Here is a 26,357-nt window from a genome sequence, read left to right as displayed (position 1 = left end):
CCGATCAGGTTACTGACCGGTATGGAAAAAGGGCAGGCGAACTCGCAAAGTTCGCCTGCCCGTCATGTGGTGACTAGGCCTTGAGGGCCGCGTCCACCAGGCGGTTGAAGTCCGCCACCGACATGGGCGGGTTGCCGTCGGGCTGGCCGTTGACGGTGAGCTTCTTGCCGTTCATCACGAAGCTCGGCGTGCCGGTGACGCCTTCCTTGTTGGTGTCGAAGGTCTTCGACATCGCCATCGCCCAGGCGTCGTACGTGCCCTTCTTCACCGCGTTCTGGAACGCGGTGTTGTTCTTCAGCGCGGGAACCGTGTCGGCGACCTTGATGAGGTAGCTGTCGTCCTTGAACTTGTCGACCTTCTCGTCCGGGTGCCACTTCGTCGAGTACAGCGCGGTCTTGTACTCGGCGAACGCCTCCGGGCTGACGTTCAGCGCCGCGCCCATCGCGCTCAGCGCGTTCTTGGAGCCCTGGCCGTTGTCGTGGTTGTCGATGAACGTGCCACCGATGTACTGGATCTTGTACTTGCCGTCGTCGATGTCCTTCTTCACGGTGGCGCCGACGACCTGCTCGAACTGGGCGCAGACGGGGCAGCGCGGGTCCTCGTAGACCTTGAGGGTCTTCTTCGCGCTGTCCTTGCCGATGACGACGGTGGTGCCCTTCGTGCCCGTGGTGTTCGCCGGGGCGACGACCTTGGCGTCCTTCAGGCCCTCCCAGTAGGCGGGCTTGTTGGCCTGGACGACGGCGTAGCCTATGCCGCCGGCCGCCGCCAGGACGGCCACGACCGAGCCGGCCACGATGGCCTGCCGCTTGGCCTTGTCGCGCTTGGCCTGGCGTTCGCGCTCCTGGCGCAGCCGCTCCCGGGCCTGCGTCTTCGCCGCCTGGGTGTTCCGCTTGCTCATCTTGGTGATCTCCATGTGGGACGCGCACAGGTCGTACGCGGGATACGTGTGGGGGACTGGTCGTGCTCAGGTGCCGCTCAGACGAAGGCGGCCGAGCACGGCGGTCCACGCCGTCCCAGGGAGTGCACGAGGAGCCGGTCCCGGGCGAATGCCGTGCGGGGGTGCGGGAGCCGTACCGGCCGCACCGCCGGATCCGGCCGGACGGTCACCGCGGCCACCGCCAGCAGCAGCGGCCGGAACGTGGTCGCGGCCACCGCGCGCACCAGCTGGGCCAGCGCCCGCTCGCCCCGGCGCAGCCAGGCGGCGGCCAGCAGGCCGACGCCGACGTGCGCGGCCAGCAGCAGCCAGGCCGTCGCCGGATCGGCGTGGGCGAGCAGCGCGGCGAGCCGGTCGGTGTCGGTGCCGGTGACCTGGGCCAGCGGGGTGCCCACGCCGGCGCCGTTGCCGCACAGCACGTCCCAGCCGACCGAGCGCAGCGGGCCCGCGACGGGGCCGCCGGCGCGGCCGTAGCAGACGTGCTGGCCGGTGGTGAAGACGGTGTCGGCGGTCAGTTCCAGCGGGATCAGCACGGCGGCGATCCGGCCGAAGCCGCGCTCGCGGCCCGCGAGGGCGTACGCGAGGAGGAACACGGCGACCGCGACCGCGGCCACCGTGTTCACCGGCAGCGGGGCCCGGGACAGCAGCACGTGCGACGCGCTGCTGAGCGTCACGACCAGTGCCGTGAACAGTGCCGCGCGTACGGCTCTGAGCTGGATCCCGGATATGTCCATAGCGGGGAGAGTGTGTCATGTGCCGCTGTAAGAGACCCCTAAAAGGTACCTGTGAGCGGCCCGTCGGTCACAGATCTGTCGTTCACAGACCTGTCATTCACAGATTTGTCGTTCACAGACCCGGAATGCGGCCGTTGCGGAACAGGTCGACGAAGATCTGGTGGTCGGCACGCGCGCGTGCGCCGTAGCCGTGCGCGAAGTCGGTCAGCAGGTCCGCGAGGCCCTCCTCGTCGGCCGCGATCGCCGCGTCGATGGCCCGCTCGGTGGAGAACGGCACCAGGGACTCGCCGGAGGTGTCGTCCGCCGCCGCGTGCATGGTGGCGGTGGCCCGGCCCAGGTCGGCGACGACGGCCGCGATCTCCTCCGGGTCGTCGATGTCGCTCCAGTCCAGGTCGACGGCGTACGGCGACACCTCGGCGACCAGCTGGCCCGTCCCGTCGAGCTCCGTCCAGCCCAGCCACGGGTCGGCGTGCGCCTGGAGGGCGCGCTGGGAGATCACCGTGCGGTGGCCCTCGTGCTGGAAGTAGTCCCGGATCGCCGGGTCCGTGATGTGCCGGGAGACGGCCGGGGTCTGGGCCTGCTTGATGTAGATCACGACGTCGTTCTCCAGGGCGTCGCTGTGGCCCTCCAGCAGGATGTTGTACGAGGGCAGCCCGGCCGACCCGATACCGATGCCGCGCCGCCCGACGACGTCCTTGACCCGGTACGAGTCCGGGCGGGCCAGCGAGGTCTCCGGCAGCGTCTCCAGGTAGCCGTCGAAGGCCGCCAGCACCTTGTAGCGGGTCGCCGCGTCCAGCTCGATGGAGCCGCCGCCCGGGGCGAAGCGGCGCTCGAAGTCCCGGATCTCGGTCATCGAGTCCAGCAGCCCGAAGCGGGTGAGGGAGCGGGCGTCGCGCAGCGCGTCCAGCAGGGCGCCCTGCGCGGTGTCCAGCGTGAAGGGCGGCACCTCGTCGCTCTTCGCACCGGTCGCCAGGGCGTGGATACGCTCGCGGTAGGCGGCCGCGTAGACCCTGACCAGCTCGGTGATCTGGTCGTCGCCGAGCGCCTTCGCGTACCCGATGAGCGCGATGGAGGCGGAGAAGCGCTTCAGGTCCCAGGTGAAGGGGCCGACGTACGCCTCGTCGAAGTCGTTGACGTTGAAGATGAGCCGGCCGTTGGCGTCCATGTACGTGCCGAAGTTCTCGGCGTGCAGGTCGCCGTGGATCCAGACCCTGGAGGTGCGCTCGTCGAGGTACGGGCCGCCACGCTTCTCGGCGTCCAGGTCGTGGTAGAAGAGGCACGCCGTGCCCCGGTAGAACGCGAAGGCCGAGGCCGCCATCTTCCGGAACTTCACGCGGAACGCGGCCGGGTCGGCGGCCAGGAGCTGGCCGAAGGCGGTGTCGAAGACGGCGAGGATCTCCTCGCCGCGCTGCTCGTCGTTGAGCTGGGGTGCCGACATCGCTGGGTGCCTCCTGGTGCATCAATGGGTGCGACGGCGTTGCTGCCGTCTCCAACGCACGAAGGTACGCGGGAGTGCCCGGCGAGTGTCAGTCCCGGGGCATAGACTTCGACGCTGTCCCCCAGACTGTCCGCAGTCGGTCCGCAGCCGGTCGGAAGATCGTCGACGCCCGTTTTCCTTGGAGGCCGAAACCGTGTCAAAGCCGCCCTTCACGCACCTGCACGTCCACACCCAGTACTCGCTGCTGGACGGTGCCGCGCGGCTCAAGGACATGTTCAACGCCTGCAACGAGATGGGCATGACGCACATCGCCATGTCCGACCACGGCAACCTCCACGGGGCGTACGACTTCTTCCATTCCGCGCAGAAGGCCGGAATCACCCCGATCATCGGCATCGAGGCGTATGTCGCCCCCGAGTCGCGGCGCAACAAGCGCAAGATCCAGTGGGGCCAGCCGCACCAGAAGCGGGACGACGTCTCCGGTTCCGGTGGTTACACCCACAAGACGATGTGGGCGGTGAACAGGACCGGCCTGCACAACCTCTTCCGGCTGTCCTCGGACGCGTACGCCGAGGGCTGGCTCCAGAAGTGGCCCCGGATGGACAAGGAGACCATCGCCCAGTGGTCCGAGGGGATCGTCGCCTCCACCGGCTGCCCCTCCGGCGAGCTCCAGACCCGGCTGCGCCTCGGGCAGTACGACGAGGCCCTGAAGGCGGCCGCCGACTACCAGGACATCTTCGGCAAGGACCGCTACTTCCTGGAGCTGATGGACCACGGCATCGAGATCGAGCACCGGGTCCGCGACGGCCTCCTGGAGATCGGCAAGAAGCTCGGCATCCCGCCGCTGGTGACGAACGACTCGCACTACACCTACGCGCACGAGGCGACCGCCCACGACGCCCTGCTGTGCATCCAGACCGGCAAGAACCTCTCCGACCCGGACCGCTTCAAGTTCGACGGCACCGGCTACTACCTGAAGTCCACGGACGAGATGTACGCCATCGACTCCTCGGACGCCTGGCAGGAAGGCTGCGCCAACACCCTCCTGGTCGCCGAGATGGTCGACACCACCGGCATGTTCGAGGCCAAGAACCTCATGCCGAAGTTCGACATCCCCGACGGCTACACCGAGGTCAGCTGGTTCAAGGAGGAGGTCCGCCGGGGCATGGACCGCCGTTTCCCCGGCGGTGTCCCGGACGACCGGCAGAAGCAGGTCGAGTACGAGATGGACGTCATCATCCAGATGGGGTTCCCGGGCTACTTCCTCGTGGTCGCCGACTTCATCATGTGGGCCAAGAACAACGGCATCGCGGTCGGCCCCGGCCGAGGCTCCGCGGCCGGCTCGATCGTCGCCTACGCCATGGGCATCACCGACCTCGACCCGATCCCGCACGGTCTGATCTTCGAGCGGTTCCTCAACCCCGAGCGCGTCTCCATGCCCGATGTCGACATCGACTTCGACGAGCGTCGGCGCGTCGAGGTGATCAGGTACGTGACCGAGAAGTACGGCGCCGACAAGGTCGCCATGATCGGCACCTACGGGAAGATCAAGGCCAAGAACGCCATCAAGGACTCCGCGCGCGTGCTGGGCTACCCGTACGCGATGGGCGACCGCCTCACCAAGGCCATGCCCGCCGACGTCCTCGGCAAGGGCATCGACCTCGACGGCATCACCAACCCCTCGCACCCGCGCTACAACGAGGCCGGCGAGATCCGCGGGATGTACGAGAACGAGCCGGACGTCAAGAAGGTCATCGACACCGCGAAGGGCGTCGAGGGCCTGGTCCGGCAGATGGGTGTGCACGCCGCCGGCGTGATCATGTCCAGCGAGCCCATCGTCGACCACGCCCCGATCTGGGTGCGGCACACGGACGGCGTGACCATCACGCAGTGGGACTACCCGCAGTGCGAGTCGCTCGGCCTGCTGAAGATGGACTTCCTGGGCCTGCGCAACCTGACGATCATGGACGACGCCGTCAAGATGGTGAAGTCCAACAAGGGCATCGACCTCGACCTGCTGGCCCTGCCGCTCGACGACCCGAAGACCTTCGAACTCCTCCAGCGCGGCGACACCCTCGGCGTCTTCCAGTTCGACGGCGGCCCCATGCGCTCGCTGCTGCGTCTGATGAAGCCCGACAACTTCGAAGACATCTCCGCCGTCTCCGCGCTCTACCGTCCGGGCCCGATGGGCATGGACTCGCACACCAACTACGCGCTGCGCAAGAACAAGCTCCAGGAGATCACCCCGATCCACAAGGAGCTGGAGGAGCCCCTGGAAGAGGTCCTGGCCGTCACCTACGGCCTGATCGTCTACCAGGAGCAGGTCCAGAAGGCCGCCCAGATCATCGCCGGGTACTCGCTCGGCGAGGCCGACATCCTGCGCCGAGTGATGGGCAAGAAGAAGCCCGACGAACTGGCCAAGAACTTCGTCCTCTTCCAGAAGGGCGCCCGGGACAAGGGCTACAGCGACGAGGCGATCCAGGCCCTGTGGGACGTGCTGGTCCCCTTCGCCGGCTACGCCTTCAACAAGGCGCACTCCGCCGCGTACGGACTGGTCTCGTACTGGACCGCCTATCTGAAGGCGAACCACCCCGCCGAGTACATGGCCGGGCTCCTCACCTCGGTCAAGGACGACAAGGACAAGTCGGCCGTCTACCTCAACGAGTGCCGCCGCATGGGCATCAAGGTGCTCCCGCCGAACGTCAACGAGTCGGTGCACAACTTCGCCGCGCAGGGCGACGACGTGATCCTCTTCGGCCTCGAAGCCGTGCGCAACGTCGGCACCAACGTGGTGGAGTCGATCATCAGGAGCCGCAAGGCCAAGGGCAAGTACGCCTCCTTCCCGGACTACCTCGACAAGGTCGAGGCCGTCGCCTGCAACAAGCGCACCACGGAATCGCTGATCAAGGCGGGCGCGTTCGACACCCTGGGACACACCCGCAAGGGCCTGACCGCCCAGTACGAGCCGATGATCGACAACGTGGTCGCGGTCAAGCGCAAGGAGGCCGAGGGGCAGTTCGACCTCTTCGGCGGGATGGGCGAGGAGGAGACCAGCGAGCCCGGCTTCGGACTCGACGTCGAGTTCACCACCGAGGAGTGGGAGAAGACCTATCTGCTCGCCCAGGAGCGGGAGATGCTCGGTCTGTACGTCTCCGACCACCCGCTCTTCGGCCTGGAGCACGTGCTCTCCGACAAGGCCGACGCGGGCATCGCCCAGCTCACCGGCGGCGAGCACGCGGACGGCGCGGTCGTCACCATCGGCGGCATCATCTCGGGCCTCCAGCGCAAGATGACCAAGCAGGGCAACGCCTGGGCCATCGCCACGGTGGAGGACCTCGCCGGGTCCATCGAGTGCATGTTCTTCCCGGCCACCTACCAGCTCGTGTCGACCCAACTCGTCGAGGACGCGGTCGTCTTCGTCAAGGGCCGCCTCGACAAGCGCGAGGACGTGCCGCGGCTCGTCGCGATGGAGCTGATGGTCCCGGACCTCTCCAACGCGGGCACCAACGCGCCCGTGATCCTCACCATCCCGGCCACGCGGGTCACCCCGCCGATGGTCAGCCGCCTCGGTGAGATCCTCAGCCACCACAAGGGCGACAGCGAGGTCCGCATCAAGCTCCAGGGCCCGCGCAAGACGACGGTCCTGCGCCTGGACCGGCACCGCGTGAAGCCGGACCCGGCCCTCTTCGGCGACCTCAAGGTGCTGCTCGGCCCGTCCTGCCTGGCCGGCTGATCACCTCCCGGTGTGCCGGGCGGGCGACGTGAGCGAGGGGCGTATCCGCGACCGGATACGCCCCTCGTCCGTGCCTGGGCCCAAAGGCCCGCGCGCCGGTCTCAGTTGTGACCGAAGCGCTTGTGCTGCTTGCGTGCGACATCCGCCGGGCTGCCCGGTACGTGCGCCATCTCGGGATCGTGCGCCTCCGGGGCGCGCTGCGTGTGCTCCTGCGGCTGCTCGGCCTGCGAGGAGCGGTTCTTCGGGCCGGCCTGCTTGCGGTTGTTCTTGTTCTTGGCCATGGTGATCTGCCTCCTGAGGGGGATCTAGGGGCCAGGGCCGCCCTCAGATTCACATAGGCTGACAATGAACGCATTCCGGATAATTACCGTCTGTGACAGGCTTGTCGGAGGGCGCGGCCCCGAAACGCCACGCCGAAGATCGAGTTCGAGCCGTTAACCCCCGTGCGGTCGGGCAGACTCGAAGGAAGCCGCAAGCAGAAACCTCCCGGGAAGAAGGTGAGTCGCGTGGACCGCTGCATCGTCCTGGTGGACGCCGGGTACTTGCTGGGGGCCGCAGCCAGCCTCCTCGCCGGAGAGCCCTCACGGTCCCGGATCACCGTCGACCACGCCGCCCTCATCCAGGCGCTGCGCGAGCGGGCGGAGGCCGACACCGAACGCCCCCTGCTGCGTATCTACTGGTTCGACGGCGCCCCCGACCGCGTCCCCCAGCCGGAGCACCGCCGGCTGCGCGTGATGCCCCGGGTCACCGTCCGGCTCGGCGCGCTGACCCGCAGCGACGGACGCTGGGCGCAGAAGGGCGTGGACGCCGCCATGCACGCCGAGCTCACCGAGCTGGCCCGCAACCGCGCCTGCTCCGACGTCGTCCTGGTCACCGGCGACGGCGACCTGCTGCCCGGCATGATGGCCGCCAAGGAGCACGGCGTCGCCGTCCACCTGTGGGCCGTACAGGCCGCCGACGGCGACTACAACCAGTCCGAGGACCTGGTCGCCGAGGCCGACGAGCGACGCGTGCTGGACCGGGCCTGGATCACGCAGGCGGTACGGGCCAAGGAGCTCACCGGCATCTGCGCGCCGCCGCCCGCGCCCCGCCCGGAGATCGCCGCGATCCTCTCCGCGCCGCTGCCCGAGTCCGCGCTGGCCGCCGCGCCCGAGCGGCCCGCCGAGGAGGGCGAGCACACGTCGGCCGCCCCCGCCGCGCAGAACGGCGCGCAGGAGCGGGTGCCCACGGCCAAGGGCGTACCCACCCCCAAGGACCTCGCCGCGCTGCGCGCGCCCGGCGCGCAGACCGTGCAGAATCCGGCCACGGCCACCCTGCGCTGGTCCTCCGACAAGGGCTGGGTGGACCGGCCGGGCGTGGTGGCCGAGCCGCCGGAGGTCGCGTCCATGCCGACGCTGGCCCAGCTGACCACGGCCGAGCAGCGGTGGGCCGACCGCGAGGAGGACATCACCACGGTCGGCGGGGACCCGTACGAGGTCGGGCAGGTCTTCGCCCGGCGGTGGATCTCCCGCCTGGGCGACCAGGGCCACCTGCCGAAGCTCTCCGCGATGTACCCGCGCATCCCCCACCGCATCGACGGCGAGCTGCTGCGCTACGCGGCCCGCTTCGGCCTCCTCGCCCACAAGGACGACCAGATCGACGAGCACGACCGGTACGCCATTCGGGCGGGGTTCTGGCGGGAGATCGACGTACCCGCGGCGACGGAGCAGGCGCCGACCGGGGAGTGAGCCCCGCTCGCCGGGCCCCAAAGGCGAGTAAAGGGCCCGGACGGCGTACTCTCGTCCCTTGTGAGTACGCGCGTGGCACAGGCACTTCGGCAGCCGGATGACGTGGTGTGCGCCGTGCGCGGACTGACCAAGACCTATCCGGCCGTGCGCGGACGGCGCGGTGCGCCCGGGGCTCCGGAGGTCCGGGCCACCGACGATGTGGCGCTCGACGTCCGCCGCGGCGAGATCTTCGGACTGCTCGGGCCGAACGGCGCCGGCAAGTCCACCCTCGTACGCCAGCTCACCGGACTGCTGCGGCCGGACGCCGGCAGCGTGGAGCTGCTCGGCCACGACATCGTGCGGCATCCGGAGCGGGCCTCGCGCATCCTCGCCTACCTCGGCCAGGAGTCCACCGCCCTCGACGAGCTGACCGTCTCCCTCGCCGTGGAGACCACCGGACGCCTGCGCGGACTGGACGTGGCGCGGGCGCGGGCCGAGCGGGACGCCGTGCTGGAGGAGCTGGGGCTCGTCCCGATCGCCGGGCGGGCGCTGAAGAAGCTCTCGGGCGGCCAGCGGCGGCTCGCCTGCTTCGCCGCCGCTCTGGCCGGCGAGCGGCCGCTGCTGGTGCTCGACGAGCCGACCACCGGCATGGACCCGGTGGCGCGGCGCGCGGTGTGGGGCGCCGTCGACCGGCGGCGGGCCGAGCGGGGCACGACCGTGCTGCTCGTCACCCACAACGTCATCGAGGCCGAGACCGTCCTGGACCGGGTCGCCGTCCTGGACCAGGGCCGGGTCATCGCCTGCGACACCCCCGCCGGGCTCAAGGAACGGGTGGCCGGCGAGGTGCGGGTGGAACTGGTGTGGCGGGAGCAGGCACCCCTGGAGGTGCCGGAGGTCGCCGTGCTGCGCGAGCGGGCCGTGGAGGCCGGGCGCCGCTGGACCCTGCGGCTCGCGCCCGAGGAGGCCCGCGCGGCCGTCGCCACGGTCACCGGCGGGGCCGCCTTCGCCGCACTGGACGACTTCACCCTCGCCACGCCGAGCCTGGAGGACGTGTACCTGGCACTGGGCGGTGCCGCGCGGCAGGGTTTGGTGAAGGCGTGAGCACGCGGGGTGCCGCATCCGTACGGTCCCCCGAGGGACGGCTCGGCCGCCGCAGGAAAGAGGAGCAGCTCGACGTGAGTGCCGTATCCGCGCAGTCTCCCGCGGGGAGGTCCGTGTCCGTGCCGGAGCCGGCGACGGGCGCGGCCGAGCTGGGGCCGCGCGCGCGGCTGTGGCCGTCGATGGCCGCCGTGTACCGGGCGCAGCTGTCCCGGGCCCGGGTGGCGCGGATCCCGCTGCTGTTCGTGGCGACCTTCCAGTCCGTCGGCATCATGATCATGATGCGGGGGGTGGTGGACACCCGGGGCGAGGCCCAGTCCGTGGTGGCCGGGTCCTCGGTCGTCGTCGTCGCGTACGTCGCGCTGAACCTGCTGGCGCAGTACTTCGGGCAGCTGCGGGCCGGCGGCGGGCTCGATCACTACGCCACGCTGCCGGTGCCGCCGGCGGCGGTGGTGCTGGGGGCGGCGGGGGCGTACGCGTCCTTCACCGTGCCCGGGACCCTGGTGACCGCCGTGTTCGGCTGCGCGCTGTTCGGGCTGCCGCTGGGCAACCTGTGGATCCTCGTCGCGGTGATCCCGCTCGCGGGCGCCGCGCTCGCCGGGCTCGGCGCGGCCTGCGGGCTGCTCGCGCCGCGGCCCGAACTGGCCACACTGCTGGGACAGCTCGGCATGTCGGCGGCGCTGCTCCTCGGAGTGCTGCCGCCGGACCGGATGCCGGAGCTCGTACGGCTGGCTCGCGACCTGCTGCCGTCCACGTACGGTGTGGAGGCCTACGCACGGACTTTTGGGGCGCATCCCCACTGGGCGTTCGTCGCCGGTGACCTGGGCGTGTGCGCCGGGGTCGGGGTCGTGTCGCTGGCCGTGGCGACCTGGGCGTACCGCCGGGCCGCCGTCCGGTGACGCGTCGCACAGGGCGACCTGGCACGATGTCAGGGTGACCGCACCACTGACTCCGCCTCCGCCGCCGCACGAACCGTCCCCGCACCAGGACCGGCAGGCGCCGCAGTCCGCCGGGTCCGCGGGAGGAGCCTACGAACAGGACGGCCCCGGGATGAAGACCGAAGTGCGGGACGCCGCCGTGATCACGGTGGCGATGGCGCTCGGTGGGGTGCTGCTCGGGCTGCTGTGGCTGTGGCTCGCCCCGCACGTGCCGCTGGTCGGTGACGCGAGCGGGAAGAACTGGATCGTCTACCTCAAGGACACCGAGGGGGAGCAGGCGATCGGCGTCGACGGAACGTTCACGCTGCTGGCGCTGGCCTTCGGGGCGGTCAGTGCGGTCGTGGTCTTCCTGCTGCGCCGGCGTGGGGGTGTGCCGCTGGTGGTCGCGCTGACCGTCGGGGGTGTGCTGGGGTCGTTGCTGGCGTGGCGGCTCGGGGTGTGGCTCGGGCCCGAGAAGGACGTCCTCGCCCATGCCAGGTCCGTGGGGAAGGGTGTGACCTTCTCGGCGCCGCTGAAGCTGGGGGCCCACGGGGCGTTGCTGGCGTGGTCGGTGTCCGCGGTGCTGGTTCATCTGGGGCTGACCGCGCTGTTCGGGCCGCGGGACCCTGACCCGTACCAGGAGGGGCCGTACGGGGCGTAGGCCGCGCCGCCGGCTTTTTCTCGCCCCCGCCGCCCTTACTCTTCCCGTCCCCAGGGGCTCTGCCCCTTCGGCCCCGCCAGGGGCTGCGCCCCCTGGACCCCCCTTCGGCCTGAACGGCCTCGTCCTCAAACGCCGGACGGGCTGATCATCAGGACCCGCGCCCCGAGCCAGGTCAGCCGCGGCCGATGGGGGCCAGGATGGCTTCCGTGAGGTTCGTCAGCTCGCTCGGGGCGAGTTCGACCTCCAGGCCCCGGCGGCCGGCCGAGACGCAGATCGTGGGGTGGGCGGTCGCCGAGTCGTCCAGGACCGTGGGGAGCTTCTTGCGCTGGCCCAGGGGGGAGATGCCGCCGCGTACGTAACCCGTGGTGCGTTCCGCGTGGGCCGGGTCCGCCATGGCCGCGCGTTTGCCGCCGACCGCCGCCGCGAGGGCCTTGAGGTCGAGGGAGCCCGCCACCGGGACCACGGCGACCGTCAGGGTGCCGTCGACGTCCGCGATCAGGGTCTTGAAGACGCGCTCGGGGGAGACGCCCATCGCCTCGGCGGCCTCCTCGCCGTAGGACGGGTGGGACGGGTCGTGGTCGTAGGAGTGGACCGTGTAGTCCACGCCGGCCGCCGTCAGGGCCACCGTCGCGGGGGTGCCGCCCGGCTGCTGCTGTTTCTTCGGCTTCTTCGCCATGGAGGGTCCCGGCCTCAGTTCAGGTTCGTCGGGCCGCGCGTCAGCTCCGCGGCGGGCAGTGACGGCAGGTTACGGATGATCGCCGTCTCCGCGCGAAGGAGTTTCAGCTCGTCGCGCAGCCGCGACGCGGTGTCCGGGGCCTGGAGCAGACGCTGCTTCGTCGGGGTGTCGAGCATCATCGCCGCCGCCACCAGGTAGGAGACGACGGCGGGCTCGTCCGGCAGGTCCGCGCCGGTGGACAGCGAGCGCTCCCGCGCGCCCGCCAGCCGCTTCTGGTACTGGCGGAACGCCCGCAGCACGCCCTCGGCCAGCGCACCCGCCTCGTCGCCCGGGTCCTCCGCCAGCTCCTCCAGCTCGGCGGTCAGGAACGGACCCGACGCGTCCACGGACAGCAGCCGTACCCGGGTGGTCCCGGTCGCCAGCACCTCGAAGGTGCCGTCGGCCCGCTCCCGGACGGTCGCGGCGTCCGCCACGCAGCCCACGGCGTGGAACGCCCGGGTGGGGTCGGCGCCGAAGCCCGCGGCGGGTCCGCGTTCGGGCAGGGCCGTCGGGTCCGGCATGCCCGGGGCGCTCGGCGCCACTTCGTGGCCGTCGCGGATCGCCACCACGGCGAACCGGCGCGGCTCTTCCTCGGGCGTCTTCAGCAGCTCGCGCATCATGGCGCGGTAGCGCTCCTCGAAGACGTTGAGGGGGAGCACCAGGCCCGGGAACAGAACCGAGTTCAGCGGGAAGAGGGGGAGACGGACGGTGGTCACGGCGCCACCCTAATGGTCACCGGCGGGGACGTGTCCGCGGTGCTCACTCCGCGGTCGCAGCGGGGCCGGGACCAGCCCGCTCCGGCCGCTGCGGGGGGCCGCCGTCCGGAGCTCCTCGCGCAGCCGCAGAAAGTGGCCGAGCGGGTCGTCGGAGACCCGCTCCCACGGGAAGGAGGTGGCGTACGGGCCGATCAGCCGGAGCTGGGCACGGGCGTCCTCCCGGCGGCCCAGCCGCATCAGCACGTAGGTGAGCTTGTTGCGGATCTCGGCGGGCCAGGGATCGGCCGCCGGGAACCGGGCGGACAGCGCGATCGCCCGGTCGGCCGCCGCCTCCAGCCGCTCGCGCGGCACCTCGGGCCCGCAGCCGTCGGTCAGGTAGCCGAGGGCCGCCCGCGCGGGCAGCGCCTGGACGAGCGAGTCCGCCGGGGCGTCCTGCGCGGCCAGGTCGGCGAAGTCGAAGCACTCGCGGTGCGAGCCGTGCCAGGAGGCGGCCAGATAGCGCAGGGCGGCCACATGGCAGCCGTAGTGGTGCGGGGCGCGCCGGACCGCCGCCTCCCACAGCTCCTCGAAGTACCGGGGGCCGGCCAGGGACCCGCGCGCGTGGTCCAGCGCGAGCCGCCACGGCACCGGGTCGCGGGCGTCGCCCCGGGCGGCGGCCGTGATCAGCGGGTTCAGCTCGCGCAGCAGCTCGGTCCGGGCCGGCGAGGGCCAGGCTCGGTCCACCGCCAGCTGGGCCCCCACCAGCAGCCCGTCGGGGTCGTCGGGAGCGGCCTTGCGCCACTCCTCGAACCACTCGGAGCGCGAGCGGGCGAAACCGGCCAGGCGCCGCGTGTACCGGTCGCGGTTCTCCCACTCGGCGGCCGCTCGGGTGGCGGCCAGCAGCTCGGCGGCGGCGCGGTGATCGCCGCTCCCGGCCGCGACGAGGGCGGGGCCGAGGCGGTCGTCGGGCGCGTCGAGCAGTACCTCGTCATCGGCCGGGGGTCCGACCGGACGCGAGGGGGTCCTTTTCATCCGGGTGGGGCGGACGAACGGGGGCAGCAGAGCCATGGTGTCGACCATTGAAAGACCGCAGGTCGACGACGCGCCAGCCCCTACGGCAAGGCCGGTGAAAGTTGTACGCGACCCGGTCAAGGACCGGCAAAAGATGATTACTGTTCAGCTTATGATGGGTACCTGTCAAGCGGGTGCCTGTCAAACGGTCCGGTCAGCTCCGCCCGGTCCCGGTCAGCTCCGCCGCAGCAGCCGCGTCGCCCCCGCCGCCACCGTCGTCGCCAGGACCCAGCCCAGCAGGACCAGCGCCGCCGCCAGCCACTGCCAGCCGCCGCGCAGCTGCCACTGGCCCACCTGGCCCAGGTCGATGACCGGCAGCAGCAGGTCCAGGGCGAACAGCGCCGGGCTCCAGGCCGGGTGGCCGCCGGAGTTCATCGGCGGATGGCTGGCGTGCGCGAAGGCGAGCGTGCCCGCCGCCCACAGCACCGCCATCCACACCGCGGCCCGGCCGGGCCGGTACCCGTAGGCGACCGTCCAGTCCTGCGCGTACCCCCAGAGCTTGGCGGCCAGCGGCAGGGTCTCGCGGCGGCGGCGCTGCTTGGCGAGCAGCACCTCGCGCGCGTCCTCGTCCTCCCCGGCCCCGCGCAGCACGGCGGCCAGGCGCTCGTACGGCTCGGGGTTGTACTCGGCGGTCGCCGCCGCCACCCAGTCCAGGCGCTCGGCCAGCGGGAACGGGCCCTGCGGCACCAGGCTCTCGTACGTGAAGCCGCCCATGTGCAGACTGCCCGGCCCCGGCCAGCTGGCCGCGCGGTCCACGAGGTTGGCCACCCGCGCCCCCGACAGCACCACCTTGCCGCGCTGCGGCCGCTCCCCGAGGAAACGCAGCTCGGGCGTCTGCACCCGGCGCAGCGACAGCTCCTGGTCCTCGGTGAAGCCGAACCGGGCCCGCTCGAGGTCGACCGCGTCGCCGAACCGCCCGTCATCGAGGCGTACCCCGCCCTGGCACTCGAAGCGCTGGACCCGCGTCCCGCGCGCGGGAGTGGTGCCGCTGAGCAGCGGGCTGCCCACGCCGGCCGGGGTCATGTAGAGGGTGCGTTCGACGGTCAGCTGGGGCGCGTTCAGGGCCAGCCGGGAGTAGGGGTTGGCCAGCTTGGCGCCGCGCAGGCTCAGCGACACGCCGACCTTGGCGCTGCGCAGGCTCAGCTCGCCGTGCGACTCCAGCAGCTCCGCCTGGAGGTCCTGGCCGACGGTCATGCCGTCGGCGGCGATCGAGCGGCCGGTGCGGTCCCGGTACACGACCGCCTGGTTGAGCAGCAGATCGGTGCCGATGTGCGCGTCGGTGAGCCGGACGCCGTTGTGGAAGCGGCAGCGCGGCAGATGCAGATCGCCCTCGGTGTGCACGCGGGCGGCCTCCAGGCGCGGCACCGTGCAGTCCACCAGGCGCAGGGTGGTGAAGCGGGCCTCGGGCAGCAGGACCTCCCGGTCGAAGCGGCAGCCCTTGAGTTCCACGTACGGCACCACCGTGCCGCCCGCCAGGTCCAGGGTTCCGCTGATCCGCACGCCGGACAGCTTCAGCGCCGACACGCGGCCGGCCAGCGCGGGCGGGCCGTCCAGGAGCAGCCAGCACACGATGCGGGCCCGTACGGTCCGCTCGGGCCCCCAGGGATGCCCGCCGTGCGGGTCGTCCACCACGGCGTCCCCGCTGCTCAGGTCGTACGGGCTGCCGTTGCGGAAGGCCTGCCACATCCCGGCCTCGGCTGCGGTCAGGTCGTCCGGCAGGTCCCCGGCGCGGAGGCCGGCCCCCTCGGTCACTGCTCTTCCTTCCCCCTCAGCTACTCGTGGGTTCACCTGCTCGTACAGCCGTTCATGCCCGCTGAGTGACGCCCCGAACGCTAGTGGTGAAGGGGATCTTCCGGGTTCCGGCCACGTTCTGTATCAGCCATTGATACGCGCGGACGACAGCCGACGCCGGTCTGAGAGAATTGGGGCTGTGATCTCCCGAATCGATCTGCGCGGCGACGCCCTTCCGGAGGGCCCCGCTCTGCGCGACCTGCTGCCCCGAGCCGACTTCGACGTATCGGCCGCCCTGGAGAAGGTGCGTCCGATCTGCGAAGCCGTGCATCATCGGGGAGACGCGGCGCTGATCGACTTCGCCGAGAAGTTCGACGGGGTCCGGCTGGAATCCGTACGGGTCCCGGCCCGGGCGCTCGCCGACGCGCTGGAACAGCTCGACCCGGCCGTGCGCGCGGCGCTGGAGGAGTCCATCCGCCGGGCCCGCCTCGTGCACCGCGCCCAGCGCCGTACGTCCCACACGACCCAGGTCGTGCCCGGCGGCACGGTGACCGAAAAGTGGGTGCCGGTCGAGCGTGTCGGGCTGTACGCGCCCGGCGGCCGGTCGGTCTACCCGTCGTCCGTGGTCATGAACGTCGTGCCCGCCCAGGAGGCCGGCGTCGAGTCGATCGCGCTCGCCTCCCCGGCCCAGGCCGAGTTCGATGGTCTGCCGCACCCGACGATCCTCGCCGCCTGCGCGCTGCTCGGCGTCGACGAGGTCTACGCGGCCGGCGGCGCCACGGCCGTCGCGATGTTCGCGCACGGCACCGAGTCCTGTCCGCCCGCCAACATGGTCACCGGCCCCGGCAACATCTGGGTGGCCGCCGCCAAGCGCTACTTCACCGGCAAGATCGGCATCGACGCCGAGGCGGGCCCCACCGAGATCGCGATCCTCGCGGACTCCACCGCCGACCCGGTGCACGTCGCCGCCGACCTGATCAGCCAGGCCGAGCACGACCCGCTCGCGGCGGCCGTGCTGGTCACCGACTCCACCGAACTGGCCGCCGCGGTGGAGAAGGAACTCGAACCGCAGGTCGCCGCCACCAAGCACATCGACGACCGGATCGTCCCGGCCCTCAAGGGCAGGCAGTCCGCGATCGTGCTGGTCGACGGCCTCGACGAGGGACTCAGGGTGGTCGACGCGTACGGCGCCGAGCACCTGGAGATCCAGACGGCCGACGCCGTCGCCGTCGCCGGCCGGGTGAAGAACGCGGGCGCGATCTTCATCGGCCCCTGGGCGCCGGTCTCCCTGGGCGACTACGCGGCCGGATCCAACCACGTCCTGCCCACCGGCGGCTGCGCCTGTCACTCCTCCGGTCTGTCCGTGCAGTCCTTCCTGCGCGGCATCCACATCGTCGACTACACGCGCGAGGCACTGGCCGAGGTCGCGCACCACGTGGTGACGCTGGCGGAGGCGGAGGACCTGCCCGCGCACGGCGCGGCGGTCAAGGCGAGGTTCGGCTGGAAGGTACCGACGAGCAAGTGAACATCCGAATCGACGATCTTCCCGTACGGGACGAGCTGCGCGGCAAGTCCCCCTACGGCGCGCCCCAGCTGGACGTCCCCGTACGGCTGAACACGAACGAGAACCCCTACCCGCTGCCCGAGCCGCTGGTCGAGCGGATCACCGAGCGGGTGCGCGAGGCCGCCCGGAACCTCAACCGCTACCCGGACCGGGACGCGGTCGAGCTGCGCACCCAGCTCGCGAAGTACCTGACCGACACGTCCGGCTACGAGGTGGGCCTGGCCAACGTCTGGGCGGCCAACGGCTCCAACGAGGTCATCCAGCAGCTGCTCCAGACCTTCGGCGGGCCCGGCCGTACGGCGATCGGCTTCGAGCCGTCGTACTCGATGCACGGCCTCATCTCGCGCGGCACGGGCACCGGCTGGATCTCCGGCCCCCGCAACGACGACTTCACCGTCGACCTGCCGGCGGCCGAGCGGGCCATCGCCGAGCACCGGCCCGACGTCGTCTTCATCACCACCCCCAACAACCCCACGGGCAACGCGGTACCGACCGAGACGGTCCTCGCGCTGTACGAGGCCGCGCAGGCGGCCAAGCCGTCCATGGTCGTCCTGGACGAGGCGTACATCGAGTTCAGCCACGGCAGCTCGCTGCTGCCGCTGCTCGAAGGTCGGCCGAATCTCGTCGTCTCGCGGACCATGTCGAAGGCGTTCGGCGCCGCCGGTCTCCGCCTCGGCTACCTCGCCGCGCACCCGGCCGTCGTGGACGCCGTCCAGCTCGTCCGGCTGCCGTACCACCTGTCGGCGATCACCCAGGCGACCGCCCTGGCCGCCCTGGAGCACACCGGCACGCTGCTGAAGTACGTCGAGCAGCTGAAGTCCGAGCGGGACCGGCTGGTGAGCGAGCTGAGGTCCATCGGCTACGAGGTCACCGAGTCCGACGCGAACTTCGTGCAGTTCGGGCGGTTCGAGAACGCCCACACCGCCTGGCAGGAGATCCTCGACCGGGGGGTCCTGGTCCGTGACAACGGCGTACCGGGGTGGCTGCGGGTCACCGCCGGGACCCCGGCCGAAAACGACGCGTTCCTCGACGCGGTCCGTGAGATGAAGAAGGAGAGCGCATGACTCGCGAGGCGCGCGTCGGAAGAATAGAGCGCACGACGAAGGAGACCTCGGTCCTCGTCGAGATGGACCTCGACGGCACCGGGAAGACCGACATCGCCACCGGCGTCGGCTTCTACGACCACATGCTCGACCAGCTCGGCCGGCACGGTCTGTTCGACCTGACCGTGAAGACCGACGGCGACCTGCACATCGACTCCCACCACACCATCGAGGACACCGCCCTCGCACTGGGCGCCGCCTTCAAGCAGGCCCTCGGCGACAAGGTGGGCATCTACCGCTTCGGCAACTGCACGGTTCCGCTGGACGAGTCCCTCGCCCAGGTCACCGTCGACCTCTCCGGCCGCCCCTACCTCGTGCACACCGAGCCCGAGAACATGGCGCCGATGATCGGCGAGTACGACACCACGATGACCCGGCACATCCTGGAGTCCTTCGTCGCCCAGGCCCAGATCGCGCTGCACGTGCACGTGCCCTACGGGCGCAACGCGCACCACATCGTGGAGTGCCAGTTCAAGGCGCTGGCGCGGGCGCTGCGCTACGCGAGCGAGCGGGACCCGCGCGCGGCGGGCATCCTTCCGTCCACGAAGGGTGCGCTGTAACCCATGAACGGTCTGTCCACCGTCCTGATCGTCGTCGGCCTCTTCCTGGTCGGCGGCATCTACTCGTTCGTCAAGCAGCAGATGCCGAAGAGCCTGATCGTGCTGCTCTCGATCGCCGCGGCGATGTGCCTGGTCGCCGGCGTCATGCGGCTGGAGGTGTGGAACTGATGAGCGCGCCGAGGAAGGTCGTGGTCTTCGACTACGGCTTCGGCAACGTTCGCTCCGCCGAGCGTGCCCTCGCGCGCGCGGGGGCCGAGGTCGAGATCACCCGCGACTTCGACAAGGCGATGAACGCCGACGGCCTGCTCGTGCCGGGCGTCGGTGCCTTCGCCGCCTGCATGAAGGGCCTGCGGGAGGCCCGCGGCGACTGGGTCGTCGACCGCCGGCTGTCCGGCGGGCGGCCGGTGATGGGCATCTGCGTCGGCATGCAGATCCTGTTCGCGCGCGGCATCGAGCACGGCGTCGAGACCGAGGGCCTCGACGAGTGGCCGGGCTCGGTCGAGCCGCTCCAGGCCGACGTCGTGCCCCACATGGGCTGGAACACCGTCGAGGCCCCGGCCGGTTCCGAGCTGTTCGCGGGCCTGGACGCGGACGCGCGCTTCTACTTCGTGCACTCGTACGCCGTCCACGACTGGAGCCTTCAGACCCACAACCCGGCGCTGCGCCCGCCCAAGGTCACCTGGGCGACGCACGGCAAGCCCTTCGTGGCCGCGGTCGAGAACGGCGCCCTGTGGGCCACACAGTTCCACCCCGAGAAGTCCGGCGACGCCGGAGCCCAGCTCCTCACCAACTGGATCGGAACCCTGTAGAGACATGGCCAAGCTCGAACTCCTCCCCGCCGTCGACGTCCGCGACGGCCAGGCCGTCCGCCTCGTGCACGGCGAGTCCGGCACGGAGACCTCCTACGGCTCCCCCCTGGAGGCCGCCCTGGCCTGGCAGCGGTCCGGCGCCGAGTGGCTGCACCTGGTCGACCTCGACGCCGCGTTCGGCACCGGCGACAACCGGGAGCTGATCGCCGAGGTCGCGCGGGCCATGGACATCAAGGTGGAGCTCTCCGGCGGCATCCGCGACGACGCCTCCCTGGCCGCCGCCCTCGCCACCGGCTGCACCCGGGTGAACCTCGGCACCGCCGCGCTGGAGACCCCCGAGTGGGTCGCCAAGGTCATCGCCGAGCACGGCGACAAGATCGCGGTCGGTCTCGACGTACGCGGCACCACGCTCCGGGGCCGCGGCTGGACCCGTGACGGCGGCGACCTCTACGAGACGCTGGAGCGGCTGAACAAGGAGGGCTGCGCGCGGTACGTCGTCACCGACATCGCCAAGGACGGCACGCTTCAGGGCCCCAACCTGGAACTGCTGAAGAACGTGTGCGCCGCGACCGATCGCCCGGTCGTGGCCTCCGGTGGCGTGTCGTCGCTCGACGACCTGCGGGCCATCGCCGGCCTGGTACCCCTCGGTGTCGAGGGCGCCATCGTCGGGAAGGCGCTGTACGCGAAGGCGTTCACCCTTGAAGAGGCCCTGGAGGCGGTAGCCCAGTGAGCGACGTACGACGTGTGACGACCGGCGCGCCCTGGGAGGAGAGCTTCGGCTACTCCCGAGCGGTGGAGCTGCCCAACGGCCTGGTGCTGGTCTCCGGTTGCACATCGATAGTGGACGGTGAGATCGCCGGAGGCGGACCGTACGAGCAGACGGTCAACGCCTTCAACGTCGCGCTCGCCGCGCTGGGGCAGTTGGGCCTCGGCCGCGACGATGTGGTGCGTACGCGCATGTACATCACCCACGCCCGGGACGTGGACGACGTCGGACGCGCTCACAAGGAGCTGTTCGACTCCGTCCGGCCCGCCGCATCCATGATCATCGTCTCCGGCTTCGTCGACCCCAGTCTGGTCGTCGAGGTGGAGGTGGAGGCCTTCCGAGGAGTGTCCGGAGCATGACGCTGGCCGTCCGAGTCATCCCCTGCCTGGACGTGGACAACGGCCGGGTCGTCAAGGGCGTCAACTTCCAGAACCTGCGTGACGCGGGCGACCCGGTCGAGATGGCCAAGGTGTACGACGCCGAGGGCGCCGACGAACTGACGTTCCTGGACATCACCGCCTCGTCGGGCAACCGCGAGACGACGTACGACGTGGTGCGCCGCACCGCCGAGCAGGTGTTCATCCCGCTGACCGTCGGCGGCGGCGTCCGTACGGCCGAGGACGTGGACAGGCTGCTGCGGGCGGGCGCCGACAAGGTGGGCGTGAACACCGCGGCGATCGCCCGCCCGGACCTGATCCGCGAGATCGCCGAGCGCTTCGGCCGGCAGGTGCTGGTGCTGTCGGTGGACGCGCGCCGTACGGATTCGGGCTCCTTCGAGGTGACCACCCACGGTGGCCGCAAGGGCACCGGCATCGACGCCGTCGAGTGGGCGCACCGGGCCGCCGAGCTCGGCGCGGGGGAGATCCTGCTGAACTCGATGGACGCGGACGGCACCAAGGACGGCTACGACCTGGAGATGATCACCGCCGTACGCAAGCACGTCACGGTCCCCGTCATCGCCTCGGGCGGCGCGGGCAAGCTCGCGGACTTCGGCCCGGCCGTCGCCGCCGGCGCGGACGCCGTGCTCGCGGCCTCCGTCTTCCACTTCGGCGACCTGCGGATCGGCGAGGTGAAGCAGGCGCTGCGGGAGGGTGGTCACCCGGTCAGGTGACACATCCCAGATATGAAAGGGAAGTTGCGCAAAATCTGTTGCGCAACTTTTCTTTCGTATCTAGCCTGAGGGTATGGCGAGCAAAGAGAACCGGCGGATCACCGACGTCGGCACGCTGAAGGCCCTGGCGCACCCGCTGCGGGCCGACCTGTACCGGCTGCTGTGCGTCGAGCGGGTCGCGACGGCCTCGCAGCTCGCCGAGCATGTGGACGAGGCCGTCTCCCTGGTCAGCTACCACCTGCGCAAGCTCGCCGAGCACGGGCTGATCGAGGAGGCGGAACCGCAGACCGGGGACGCGCGGGAGCGCTGGTGGCAGCCCGCGTCGGACGGGGTGAGCATCCGCGACGAGGACTTCCGGGGCGAGCCGGCGAAGGCCGCGGCCCACCTGGCGGCCACCCGCCTCTTCCACGACCAGCGTGCCGACCGCTACCGCCGCTACCTGGACGAACGCCCCACCTGGAACCCCGAGTGGAACGCCGCGTCCATGGACAACGAGTCCCTGATGCGGCTGACGCCGGCGGAACTCACCTCGTTCAAGCAGGAGTTGCTGTCGCTCCTGCGCAAGTACGACGAGCAGGGCCAGGCCGCCGAGGCCGCGGGCGAGACCGAGGGGCGCGAACACGTCGCCCTCTACATGTACGGCTTCCCCTTCCGCGTCTGAGAGAGGCCACCACCGTGACCACCGCGACCGCGATACCCGTCGAGGAGCACGTCCCGGACCGCCCCGCCCACCGCGACCCCAACGTCCTGCGCTGGCTCGGGGCGTACACCTCCTCGATGGTCGGCGACAGCGTCTACTACCTCGCCCTGTCCTGGGCCGCCGTGCAGGCCGGAAGCCCCTCGCAGGCCGGGATCGTGATGTCGGTCAGCGCGCTGCCGAGGGCCGTGCTGATGCTGGGCGGTGGCGTGATCGCAGACCGGCTGGGGCCGCGCAGGGTGGTCATCGGCAGTGACGCGGTGCGCTGCGCCGCCGTCCTCGCGGTGGCCGCCCTGCTGTTCCTCACCAGCCCCGGCCTGTGGCCGCTGGCCCTGCTGGCCCTGGTCTTCGGCACCGTCGACGCCGTGTTCGTACCCGCCGTGGGCGCCCTGCCCGCGCGGATCACCGGCAAGGACCAGCTCGGCCGGGTGCACGGCATGCGCGGCCTCGCGATCCGCTTCGCGAGCGTCGTCGGCGCCCCGCTCGGCGGCCTCGGCGTGGCGGTCGGCGGCGCGGCGGCCGCGTTCGGGCTCGCCGGGCTGCTGATCGCCGTGTCGTTGCCGCTGCTGATCACCGTGCGGGTACGGGAGCTCCCCGGCGACGACACCGTCGGCACCGATGCCGCCCGGGGCACCGCCTGGAGCGACCTCGTGGGCGGCCTGCGCTACATCCGCGGCCACCGCGTCCTCGCCCCGCTGATGATCACCATCGCCCTCGGCGACCTCGGCTTCGTCGGCCCGCTCAACGTCGGCCTGACCCTGCTGGCCGACCGGCGCGGCTGGGGTGCCTCCGGAATGGGCTGGGTGCTCGCCGGGTTCGGCGTCGGCGCGGGTGCCGCCTCGCTGCTGCTGACCGTCCGGGGCCGGCTGCCGCGGGCCGGGCTGGTCGCCGGGTGCGCCGTCACCGCGGGCTCCGTCGCCGTCGGCGCCCTCGCCTTCGTCCCCACCCTCGCCGGCGCCGTCGCCGCCGCCCTGGCCGTCGGGCTGCTCACCGGCCTGAGCGGCATGATGTGCGGCGCTCTGCTCCAGACCCAGTCCGACCCCGCCTACCTGGGCCGGGTCACCGCCGTCTCCGGCCTGGTCAGCCTCGGCCTGACCCCGCTGAGCATGCCGTTCTCCGCCGCCGCGATCGGCGCCTGGGGCCTCGGACCGGTGTACGCCGTCAGCGCCGCGGTGTGCGGCCTCGGCGGGATCGTCGCCCTGTGCGTACCGGACCTGCGCCGTGCCGAACTGCCCCGCTGACGCTCATTCCTTCGGCTGAGCCAGCTGCACCAGGTTGCCCACGGTGTCGTCCAGCACCGCGGCGATCACCGGACCCTGCTCCTGCGGCTCGTGGGTGAAGCGCACCCCGAGCCCGCGCAGCCGCTCGTACTCCGCCGCGATGTCGTCCACCGAGAAGACGATGGCCGGGATCCCCGCCTCGTACAGCGCCCGGCGGTACGGCTCCGCGATGTCGCCCCCGCCCGGCTCCAGCAGCAACTGGAGATCCGGCTGGGCCCCGCCGGGGGCGCCCACCGTGATGAACAGCGTGCCGCCGCCCAGGTCCAGGTGGGTGCGGGTCTCGAAGCCGAGGACGTCCGTGTAGAAGGCGTGGGCCTTCGGCACGTCGTCGACGTACACACCGGTCATCGCGACCTTGATCATGGGAGCCCCCTCAGATGCCGAGCTGCTTCGACTCGTGCAGCCTGGAGATCGCGTCCTCGTCGCCGTCCACGCCCACCTTGGCCGCACTCTGCCGGCCGAAGGCGAACAGCAGTAGCTCGGACGGCTCGCCGGTGACCGTCACCACCGGCGTGCCGCGGTGGGCGACCGCCGTCTGGCCGTCCGGGCGGCGCAGCACCAGACCCGTCGGCGCACCCCGGCCCATCAGACGCGCGGTGCGCTCCAGACGGGACCACAGCGCGTCCTGGAAGACCGGGTCCAGCTCACGCGCGCCCCAGTCGGGCTGGGCGCGGCGGACGTCCTCCGTGTGCACGTAGAACTCGACGGTGTTGGCCGCCTCGTCGATCTGCTTGAGCTGGAAGGGCGAGAAGCGCGGCGGGCCCGTACGGATCAGCTGGATCAGCTCCTCGTACGGCTTCGCGGCGTACTCCGCCATCACCTTCTCCAGGCGCGGCGCGAGCGGCTTGAGCAGGGTGCCGCCGGCCGCGTCGGGACGGCGCTCGCGCACCACGACGTGCGCGGCCAGGTCCCGGGTCCGCCAGCCCTCGCACAGGGTCGGCGCGTCCGGACCGGTCGTTTCCAAGAGGTCGGCGAGCAGGAGCCGTTCACGCTTGGCGAAGGTCGACATACCGTCAGCCTACGACCGCCCACCGGGTCCGCACACTGGACATCACCCTGCCGTGTCGGCGCCGCCCGGCACAATGGCACTCATGACCAGTACGACCGGCACGCCCGGGTCCAGCAGCCTCGACCCCGAGATCGCCGCGCGCCTCAAGCGCAGCGCCGACGGACTCCTGCCCGCCATCGCCCAGCAGTACGACACCAAAGAGGTGCTCATGCTCGGCTGGATGGACGACGAGGCGCTGCACCGCACACTCACCACCGGCCGCTGCACGTACTGGTCCCGCAGCCGCCAGGAATACTGGGTCAAGGGCGACACCTCCGGCCACTTCCAGTGGGTCAGGTCCGTCGCCCTGGACTGCGACGCCGACACCCTGCTGGTCACGGTCGACCAGGTCGGCGCGGCCTGCCACACCGGCGCCCGCACCTGCTTCGACGCCGATGTGCTGCTCAAGGACGCCGATTCCGGCGTCTCTGCCCCGGATCAGTAAGGTCTGCCGCCATGGACCTCGAGACGTTCCGCAAGCTCGCCTCCGACCGCCGCGTCATTCCGGTCACCCGCAAACTCCTCGCCGACGGCGACACACCGGTCGCGCTGTACCGCAAGCTCGCCGCCGAACGCTCCGGCACCTTCCTGCTGGAGTCGGCGGAGAACGGCCGCTCCTGGTCCAGGTACTCCTTCGTGGGCGTGCGGTCGGCGGCCACGCTGACCGAGCGCGACGGCCGGACCCACTGGCTCGGCACCCCGCCCGTCGGCGTCCCCACCGGCGGCGACCCGCTCGCCACCCTGCGCGCCACCGTCGAGGCCCTGCACACCCCCCGCGACCTGGCTCACGACCTGGGCCTGCCGCCCTTCACCGGCGGCATGGTCGGCTACCTCGGCTACGACATCGTCCGCCGCCTGGAGAAGATCGGCCCCGGCGAGCGGGACGACCTGAGGCTCCCCGAGCTGACCATGCTCCTGACCAGCGACCTCGCCGTCATGGACCACTGGGAGGGCTCCGTCCTGCTGATCGCCAACGCGATCAACCACAACGACCTGGAGACGGGCGTCGACGAGGCGTACGCGGACGCGGTGGCCCGCCTCGACGCGATGGAGGCCGACCTGACCCGCGCGGTCGCCCAGCCGCCCGCCGTGCTGCCGCCCTCCGAACTGCCCGAGTACACCGCCCTGTGGGGCGGCCCCGACTTCCAGCGGGCCGTCGAGGACGTCAAGGAGCGCATCCGCGCGGGCGAGGCCTTCCAGGTCGTACCGTCACAGCGGTTCGAGACGCCGTGCACGTCGAGCGCCCTGGACGTGTACCGGGTCCTCAGGGCGACGAACCCGTCCCCGTACATGTACCTGTTCCGCTTCGACGGGTTCGACGTCGTCGGCTCGTCCCCCGAGGCCCTGGTCAAGGTCGAGGACGGGCAGGCCATGGTCCATCCCATCGCCGGCACCCGGCACCGCGGCGCCACCCCGCAGGAGGACCAGGCCCTCGCCGACGAACTGCTCGCCGACCCCAAGGAGCGCGCCGAGCACCTCATGCTCGTCGACCTCGGCCGCAACGACCTCGGCCGGGTCTGCGAGCCCGGCTCCGTCGAGGTCGTCGACTTCATGTCCGTCGAGCGGTACTCGCACGTGATGCACATCGTCTCCACGGTGACCGGACGCGTCGCCGAGGGCCGGACCGCCTTCGACGTGCTGACGGCCTGCTTCCCGGCCGGCACCCTCTCCGGAGCCCCGAAGCCCCGCGCGATGCAGATCATCGACGAACTCGAACCGTCCCGGCGCGGGCTGTACGGCGGCTGCGTCGGCTACCTCGACTTCGCCGGCGACTCCGACACGGCCATCGCCATCCGTACGGCCCTGCTGCGTGACGGCACCGCCTACGTCCAGGCCGGCGCCGGCATCGTCGCCGACTCCGACCCGCTCGCCGAGGACCAGGAGTGCCGCAACAAGGCCGCGGCGGTGCTGCGGGCGGTGCACACGGCCAACCGGCTGGGCAAGTAGGGCGTTTATCACGTTCCTCACGTGAACCCCGGGTGACGG

The 26,357-nt window shown here is 71.4% G+C and carries 27 protein-coding genes; 17 read left to right on the top strand and 10 right to left on the bottom strand.

Annotation, left to right across the window (positions count from 1 at the left end; all coding sequences use genetic code 11):
* Positions 1-73 precede the first annotated feature (73 nt).
* From ABZ915_RS33450 to ABZ915_RS33440, 3 genes are all read right to left on the bottom strand, one after another.
* Positions 74-898 carry a thioredoxin domain-containing protein gene (locus tag ABZ915_RS33450; protein WP_361811003.1) on the bottom strand — a complete coding sequence of 275 codons (825 nt, stop codon included), beginning with the start codon at positions 896-898 and terminating at the stop codon, positions 74-76.
* 77 nt (positions 899-975) lie between these two features.
* The gene (locus ABZ915_RS33445) at positions 976-1,668 is read right to left on the bottom strand and encodes a hypothetical protein (protein ID WP_361811002.1); all 693 of its coding nucleotides are present in this window, start codon (positions 1,666-1,668) and stop codon (positions 976-978) included.
* A gap of 112 nt (positions 1,669-1,780) precedes the next feature.
* Positions 1,781-3,106 (bottom strand): DUF2252 domain-containing protein, encoded by a 1,326-nt coding sequence (locus ABZ915_RS33440; protein ID WP_361811000.1) that lies wholly within the window; start codon positions 3,104-3,106, stop codon positions 1,781-1,783.
* 193 nt (positions 3,107-3,299) lie between these two features.
* Here ABZ915_RS33440 and dnaE point away from each other — a divergent pair, with 193 nt between their 5' ends.
* Positions 3,300-6,839, top strand: coding sequence for a DNA polymerase III subunit alpha (gene dnaE, locus ABZ915_RS33435; protein WP_361810998.1), 3,540 nt, complete (start codon positions 3,300-3,302; stop codon positions 6,837-6,839).
* 101 nt (positions 6,840-6,940) lie between these two features.
* On the opposite strand, the gene ABZ915_RS33430 is transcribed toward dnaE, so the two are convergent.
* On the bottom strand, positions 6,941-7,120 hold the full coding sequence (locus ABZ915_RS33430) for a hypothetical protein (RefSeq protein ID WP_361810996.1): 180 nt from the start codon (positions 7,118-7,120) through the stop codon (positions 6,941-6,943).
* A gap of 225 nt (positions 7,121-7,345) precedes the next feature.
* On the opposite strand from ABZ915_RS33430, the gene ABZ915_RS33425 reads away from it, so the two are divergent.
* The 4 genes from ABZ915_RS33425 to ABZ915_RS33410 all read left to right on the top strand — a co-directional run bounded on the left by ABZ915_RS33425 (position 7,346) and on the right by ABZ915_RS33410 (position 11,221).
* Complete coding sequence (locus ABZ915_RS33425; protein WP_361810994.1) at positions 7,346-8,566, top strand: NYN domain-containing protein; 1,221 nt, start codon at positions 7,346-7,348, stop codon at positions 8,564-8,566.
* Between the two features lie 105 nt (positions 8,567-8,671).
* Complete coding sequence (locus ABZ915_RS33420) at positions 8,672-9,646, top strand: ABC transporter ATP-binding protein (protein ID WP_361811071.1); 975 nt, start codon at positions 8,672-8,674, stop codon at positions 9,644-9,646.
* 113 nt (positions 9,647-9,759) lie between these two features.
* Positions 9,760-10,542 (top strand): ABC transporter permease, encoded by a 783-nt coding sequence (locus tag ABZ915_RS33415; RefSeq protein WP_361810992.1) that lies wholly within the window; start codon positions 9,760-9,762, stop codon positions 10,540-10,542.
* 34 nt (positions 10,543-10,576) lie between these two features.
* Positions 10,577-11,221, top strand: a complete 645-nt coding sequence (locus ABZ915_RS33410; RefSeq protein ID WP_361810990.1) for an AAA family ATPase — start codon at positions 10,577-10,579, stop codon at positions 11,219-11,221.
* 172 nt (positions 11,222-11,393) lie between these two features.
* On the opposite strand, the gene ybaK is transcribed toward ABZ915_RS33410, so the two are convergent.
* The 4 genes from ybaK to ABZ915_RS33390 all read right to left on the bottom strand — a co-directional run bounded on the left by ybaK (position 11,394) and on the right by ABZ915_RS33390 (position 15,454).
* The gene (ybaK, locus tag ABZ915_RS33405) at positions 11,394-11,897 is read right to left on the bottom strand and encodes a Cys-tRNA(Pro) deacylase (protein WP_361810988.1); all 504 of its coding nucleotides are present in this window, start codon (positions 11,895-11,897) and stop codon (positions 11,394-11,396) included.
* A gap of 14 nt (positions 11,898-11,911) precedes the next feature.
* Positions 11,912-12,652, bottom strand: coding sequence for an LON peptidase substrate-binding domain-containing protein (locus ABZ915_RS33400; RefSeq protein ID WP_361810986.1), 741 nt, complete (start codon positions 12,650-12,652; stop codon positions 11,912-11,914).
* 9 nt (positions 12,653-12,661) lie between these two features.
* On the bottom strand, positions 12,662-13,711 hold the full coding sequence (locus ABZ915_RS33395; RefSeq protein WP_361810985.1) for a hypothetical protein: 1,050 nt from the start codon (positions 13,709-13,711) through the stop codon (positions 12,662-12,664).
* A 165-nt stretch (positions 13,712-13,876) separates the two neighbouring features.
* The gene (locus ABZ915_RS33390; RefSeq protein WP_361810983.1) at positions 13,877-15,454 is read right to left on the bottom strand and encodes an oxidoreductase; all 1,578 of its coding nucleotides are present in this window, start codon (positions 15,452-15,454) and stop codon (positions 13,877-13,879) included.
* Positions 15,455-15,632: 178 nt separating this feature from the next.
* Between ABZ915_RS33390 and hisD the strand changes: the two genes are divergently transcribed.
* From hisD to ABZ915_RS33340, 10 genes are all read left to right on the top strand, one after another.
* Positions 15,633-16,958 carry a histidinol dehydrogenase gene (hisD, locus tag ABZ915_RS33385; RefSeq protein WP_361810981.1) on the top strand — a complete coding sequence of 442 codons (1,326 nt, stop codon included), beginning with the start codon at positions 15,633-15,635 and terminating at the stop codon, positions 16,956-16,958.
* Complete coding sequence (locus ABZ915_RS33380; protein ID WP_361810979.1) at positions 16,955-18,061, top strand: histidinol-phosphate transaminase; 1,107 nt, start codon at positions 16,955-16,957, stop codon at positions 18,059-18,061. Before hisD ends, ABZ915_RS33380 begins: the two co-directional genes overlap by 4 nt.
* A complete protein-coding gene (hisB, locus tag ABZ915_RS33375; RefSeq protein ID WP_361810977.1) occupies positions 18,058-18,660 on the top strand; it encodes an imidazoleglycerol-phosphate dehydratase HisB in 603 nt (200 codons plus the stop codon). Before ABZ915_RS33380 ends, hisB begins: the two co-directional genes overlap by 4 nt.
* Before the next feature lie 3 nt (positions 18,661-18,663).
* A complete protein-coding gene (locus ABZ915_RS33370; protein WP_361810975.1) occupies positions 18,664-18,828 on the top strand; it encodes a hypothetical protein in 165 nt (54 codons plus the stop codon).
* Positions 18,828-19,469: an imidazole glycerol phosphate synthase subunit HisH gene (hisH, locus tag ABZ915_RS33365; RefSeq protein WP_361810973.1), complete on the top strand. Its 642-nt coding sequence runs from the start codon at positions 18,828-18,830 to the stop codon at positions 19,467-19,469. Before ABZ915_RS33370 ends, hisH begins: the two co-directional genes overlap by 1 nt.
* A 4-nt stretch (positions 19,470-19,473) precedes the next feature.
* Positions 19,474-20,199 (top strand): bifunctional 1-(5-phosphoribosyl)-5-((5-phosphoribosylamino)methylideneamino)imidazole-4-carboxamide isomerase/phosphoribosylanthranilate isomerase PriA, encoded by a 726-nt coding sequence (priA, locus tag ABZ915_RS33360; RefSeq protein ID WP_361810971.1) that lies wholly within the window; start codon positions 19,474-19,476, stop codon positions 20,197-20,199.
* On the top strand, positions 20,196-20,594 hold the full coding sequence (locus ABZ915_RS33355) for a RidA family protein (protein WP_361810969.1): 399 nt from the start codon (positions 20,196-20,198) through the stop codon (positions 20,592-20,594). Before priA ends, ABZ915_RS33355 begins: the two co-directional genes overlap by 4 nt.
* Complete coding sequence (hisF, locus tag ABZ915_RS33350) at positions 20,591-21,346, top strand: imidazole glycerol phosphate synthase subunit HisF (protein ID WP_361810967.1); 756 nt, start codon at positions 20,591-20,593, stop codon at positions 21,344-21,346. Before ABZ915_RS33355 ends, hisF begins: the two co-directional genes overlap by 4 nt.
* 73 nt (positions 21,347-21,419) lie before the next feature.
* Entirely contained in the window at positions 21,420-22,007 is a 588-nt protein-coding gene (locus ABZ915_RS33345; RefSeq protein ID WP_361810965.1) for a helix-turn-helix domain-containing protein, read from the top strand.
* A gap of 14 nt (positions 22,008-22,021) precedes the next feature.
* Complete coding sequence (locus ABZ915_RS33340) at positions 22,022-23,284, top strand: MFS transporter (protein ID WP_361810963.1); 1,263 nt, start codon at positions 22,022-22,024, stop codon at positions 23,282-23,284.
* 3 nt (positions 23,285-23,287) lie between these two features.
* Here the strand turns inward: ABZ915_RS33340 and ABZ915_RS33335 are convergent, their stop codons facing one another.
* Both ABZ915_RS33335 and ABZ915_RS33330 read right to left on the bottom strand, forming a co-directional pair.
* Positions 23,288-23,686 (bottom strand): VOC family protein, encoded by a 399-nt coding sequence (locus ABZ915_RS33335; RefSeq protein WP_361810961.1) that lies wholly within the window; start codon positions 23,684-23,686, stop codon positions 23,288-23,290.
* Positions 23,687-23,696: 10 nt separating this feature from the next.
* Positions 23,697-24,332 carry a TIGR03085 family metal-binding protein gene (locus ABZ915_RS33330; protein ID WP_361810959.1) on the bottom strand — a complete coding sequence of 212 codons (636 nt, stop codon included), beginning with the start codon at positions 24,330-24,332 and terminating at the stop codon, positions 23,697-23,699.
* 82 nt (positions 24,333-24,414) lie between these two features.
* Here ABZ915_RS33330 and hisI point away from each other — a divergent pair, with 82 nt between their 5' ends.
* The gene (hisI, locus tag ABZ915_RS33325) at positions 24,415-24,816 is read left to right on the top strand and encodes a phosphoribosyl-AMP cyclohydrolase (RefSeq protein WP_361810957.1); all 402 of its coding nucleotides are present in this window, start codon (positions 24,415-24,417) and stop codon (positions 24,814-24,816) included.
* 11 nt (positions 24,817-24,827) lie between these two features.
* A complete protein-coding gene (locus tag ABZ915_RS33320; RefSeq protein WP_361810955.1) occupies positions 24,828-26,318 on the top strand; it encodes an anthranilate synthase component I in 1,491 nt (496 codons plus the stop codon).
* The last annotated feature ends 39 nt before the right edge of the window (positions 26,319-26,357 follow it).

The sequence above is a fragment of the Streptomyces sp. NPDC046915 genome (assembly GCF_040644935.1).
GTDB lineage: Bacteria > Actinomycetota > Actinomycetes > Streptomycetales > Streptomycetaceae > Streptomyces.
Note: the sequence above shows the minus strand (reverse complement) of the source record. Positions and strands in the feature narration are given on the sequence as shown.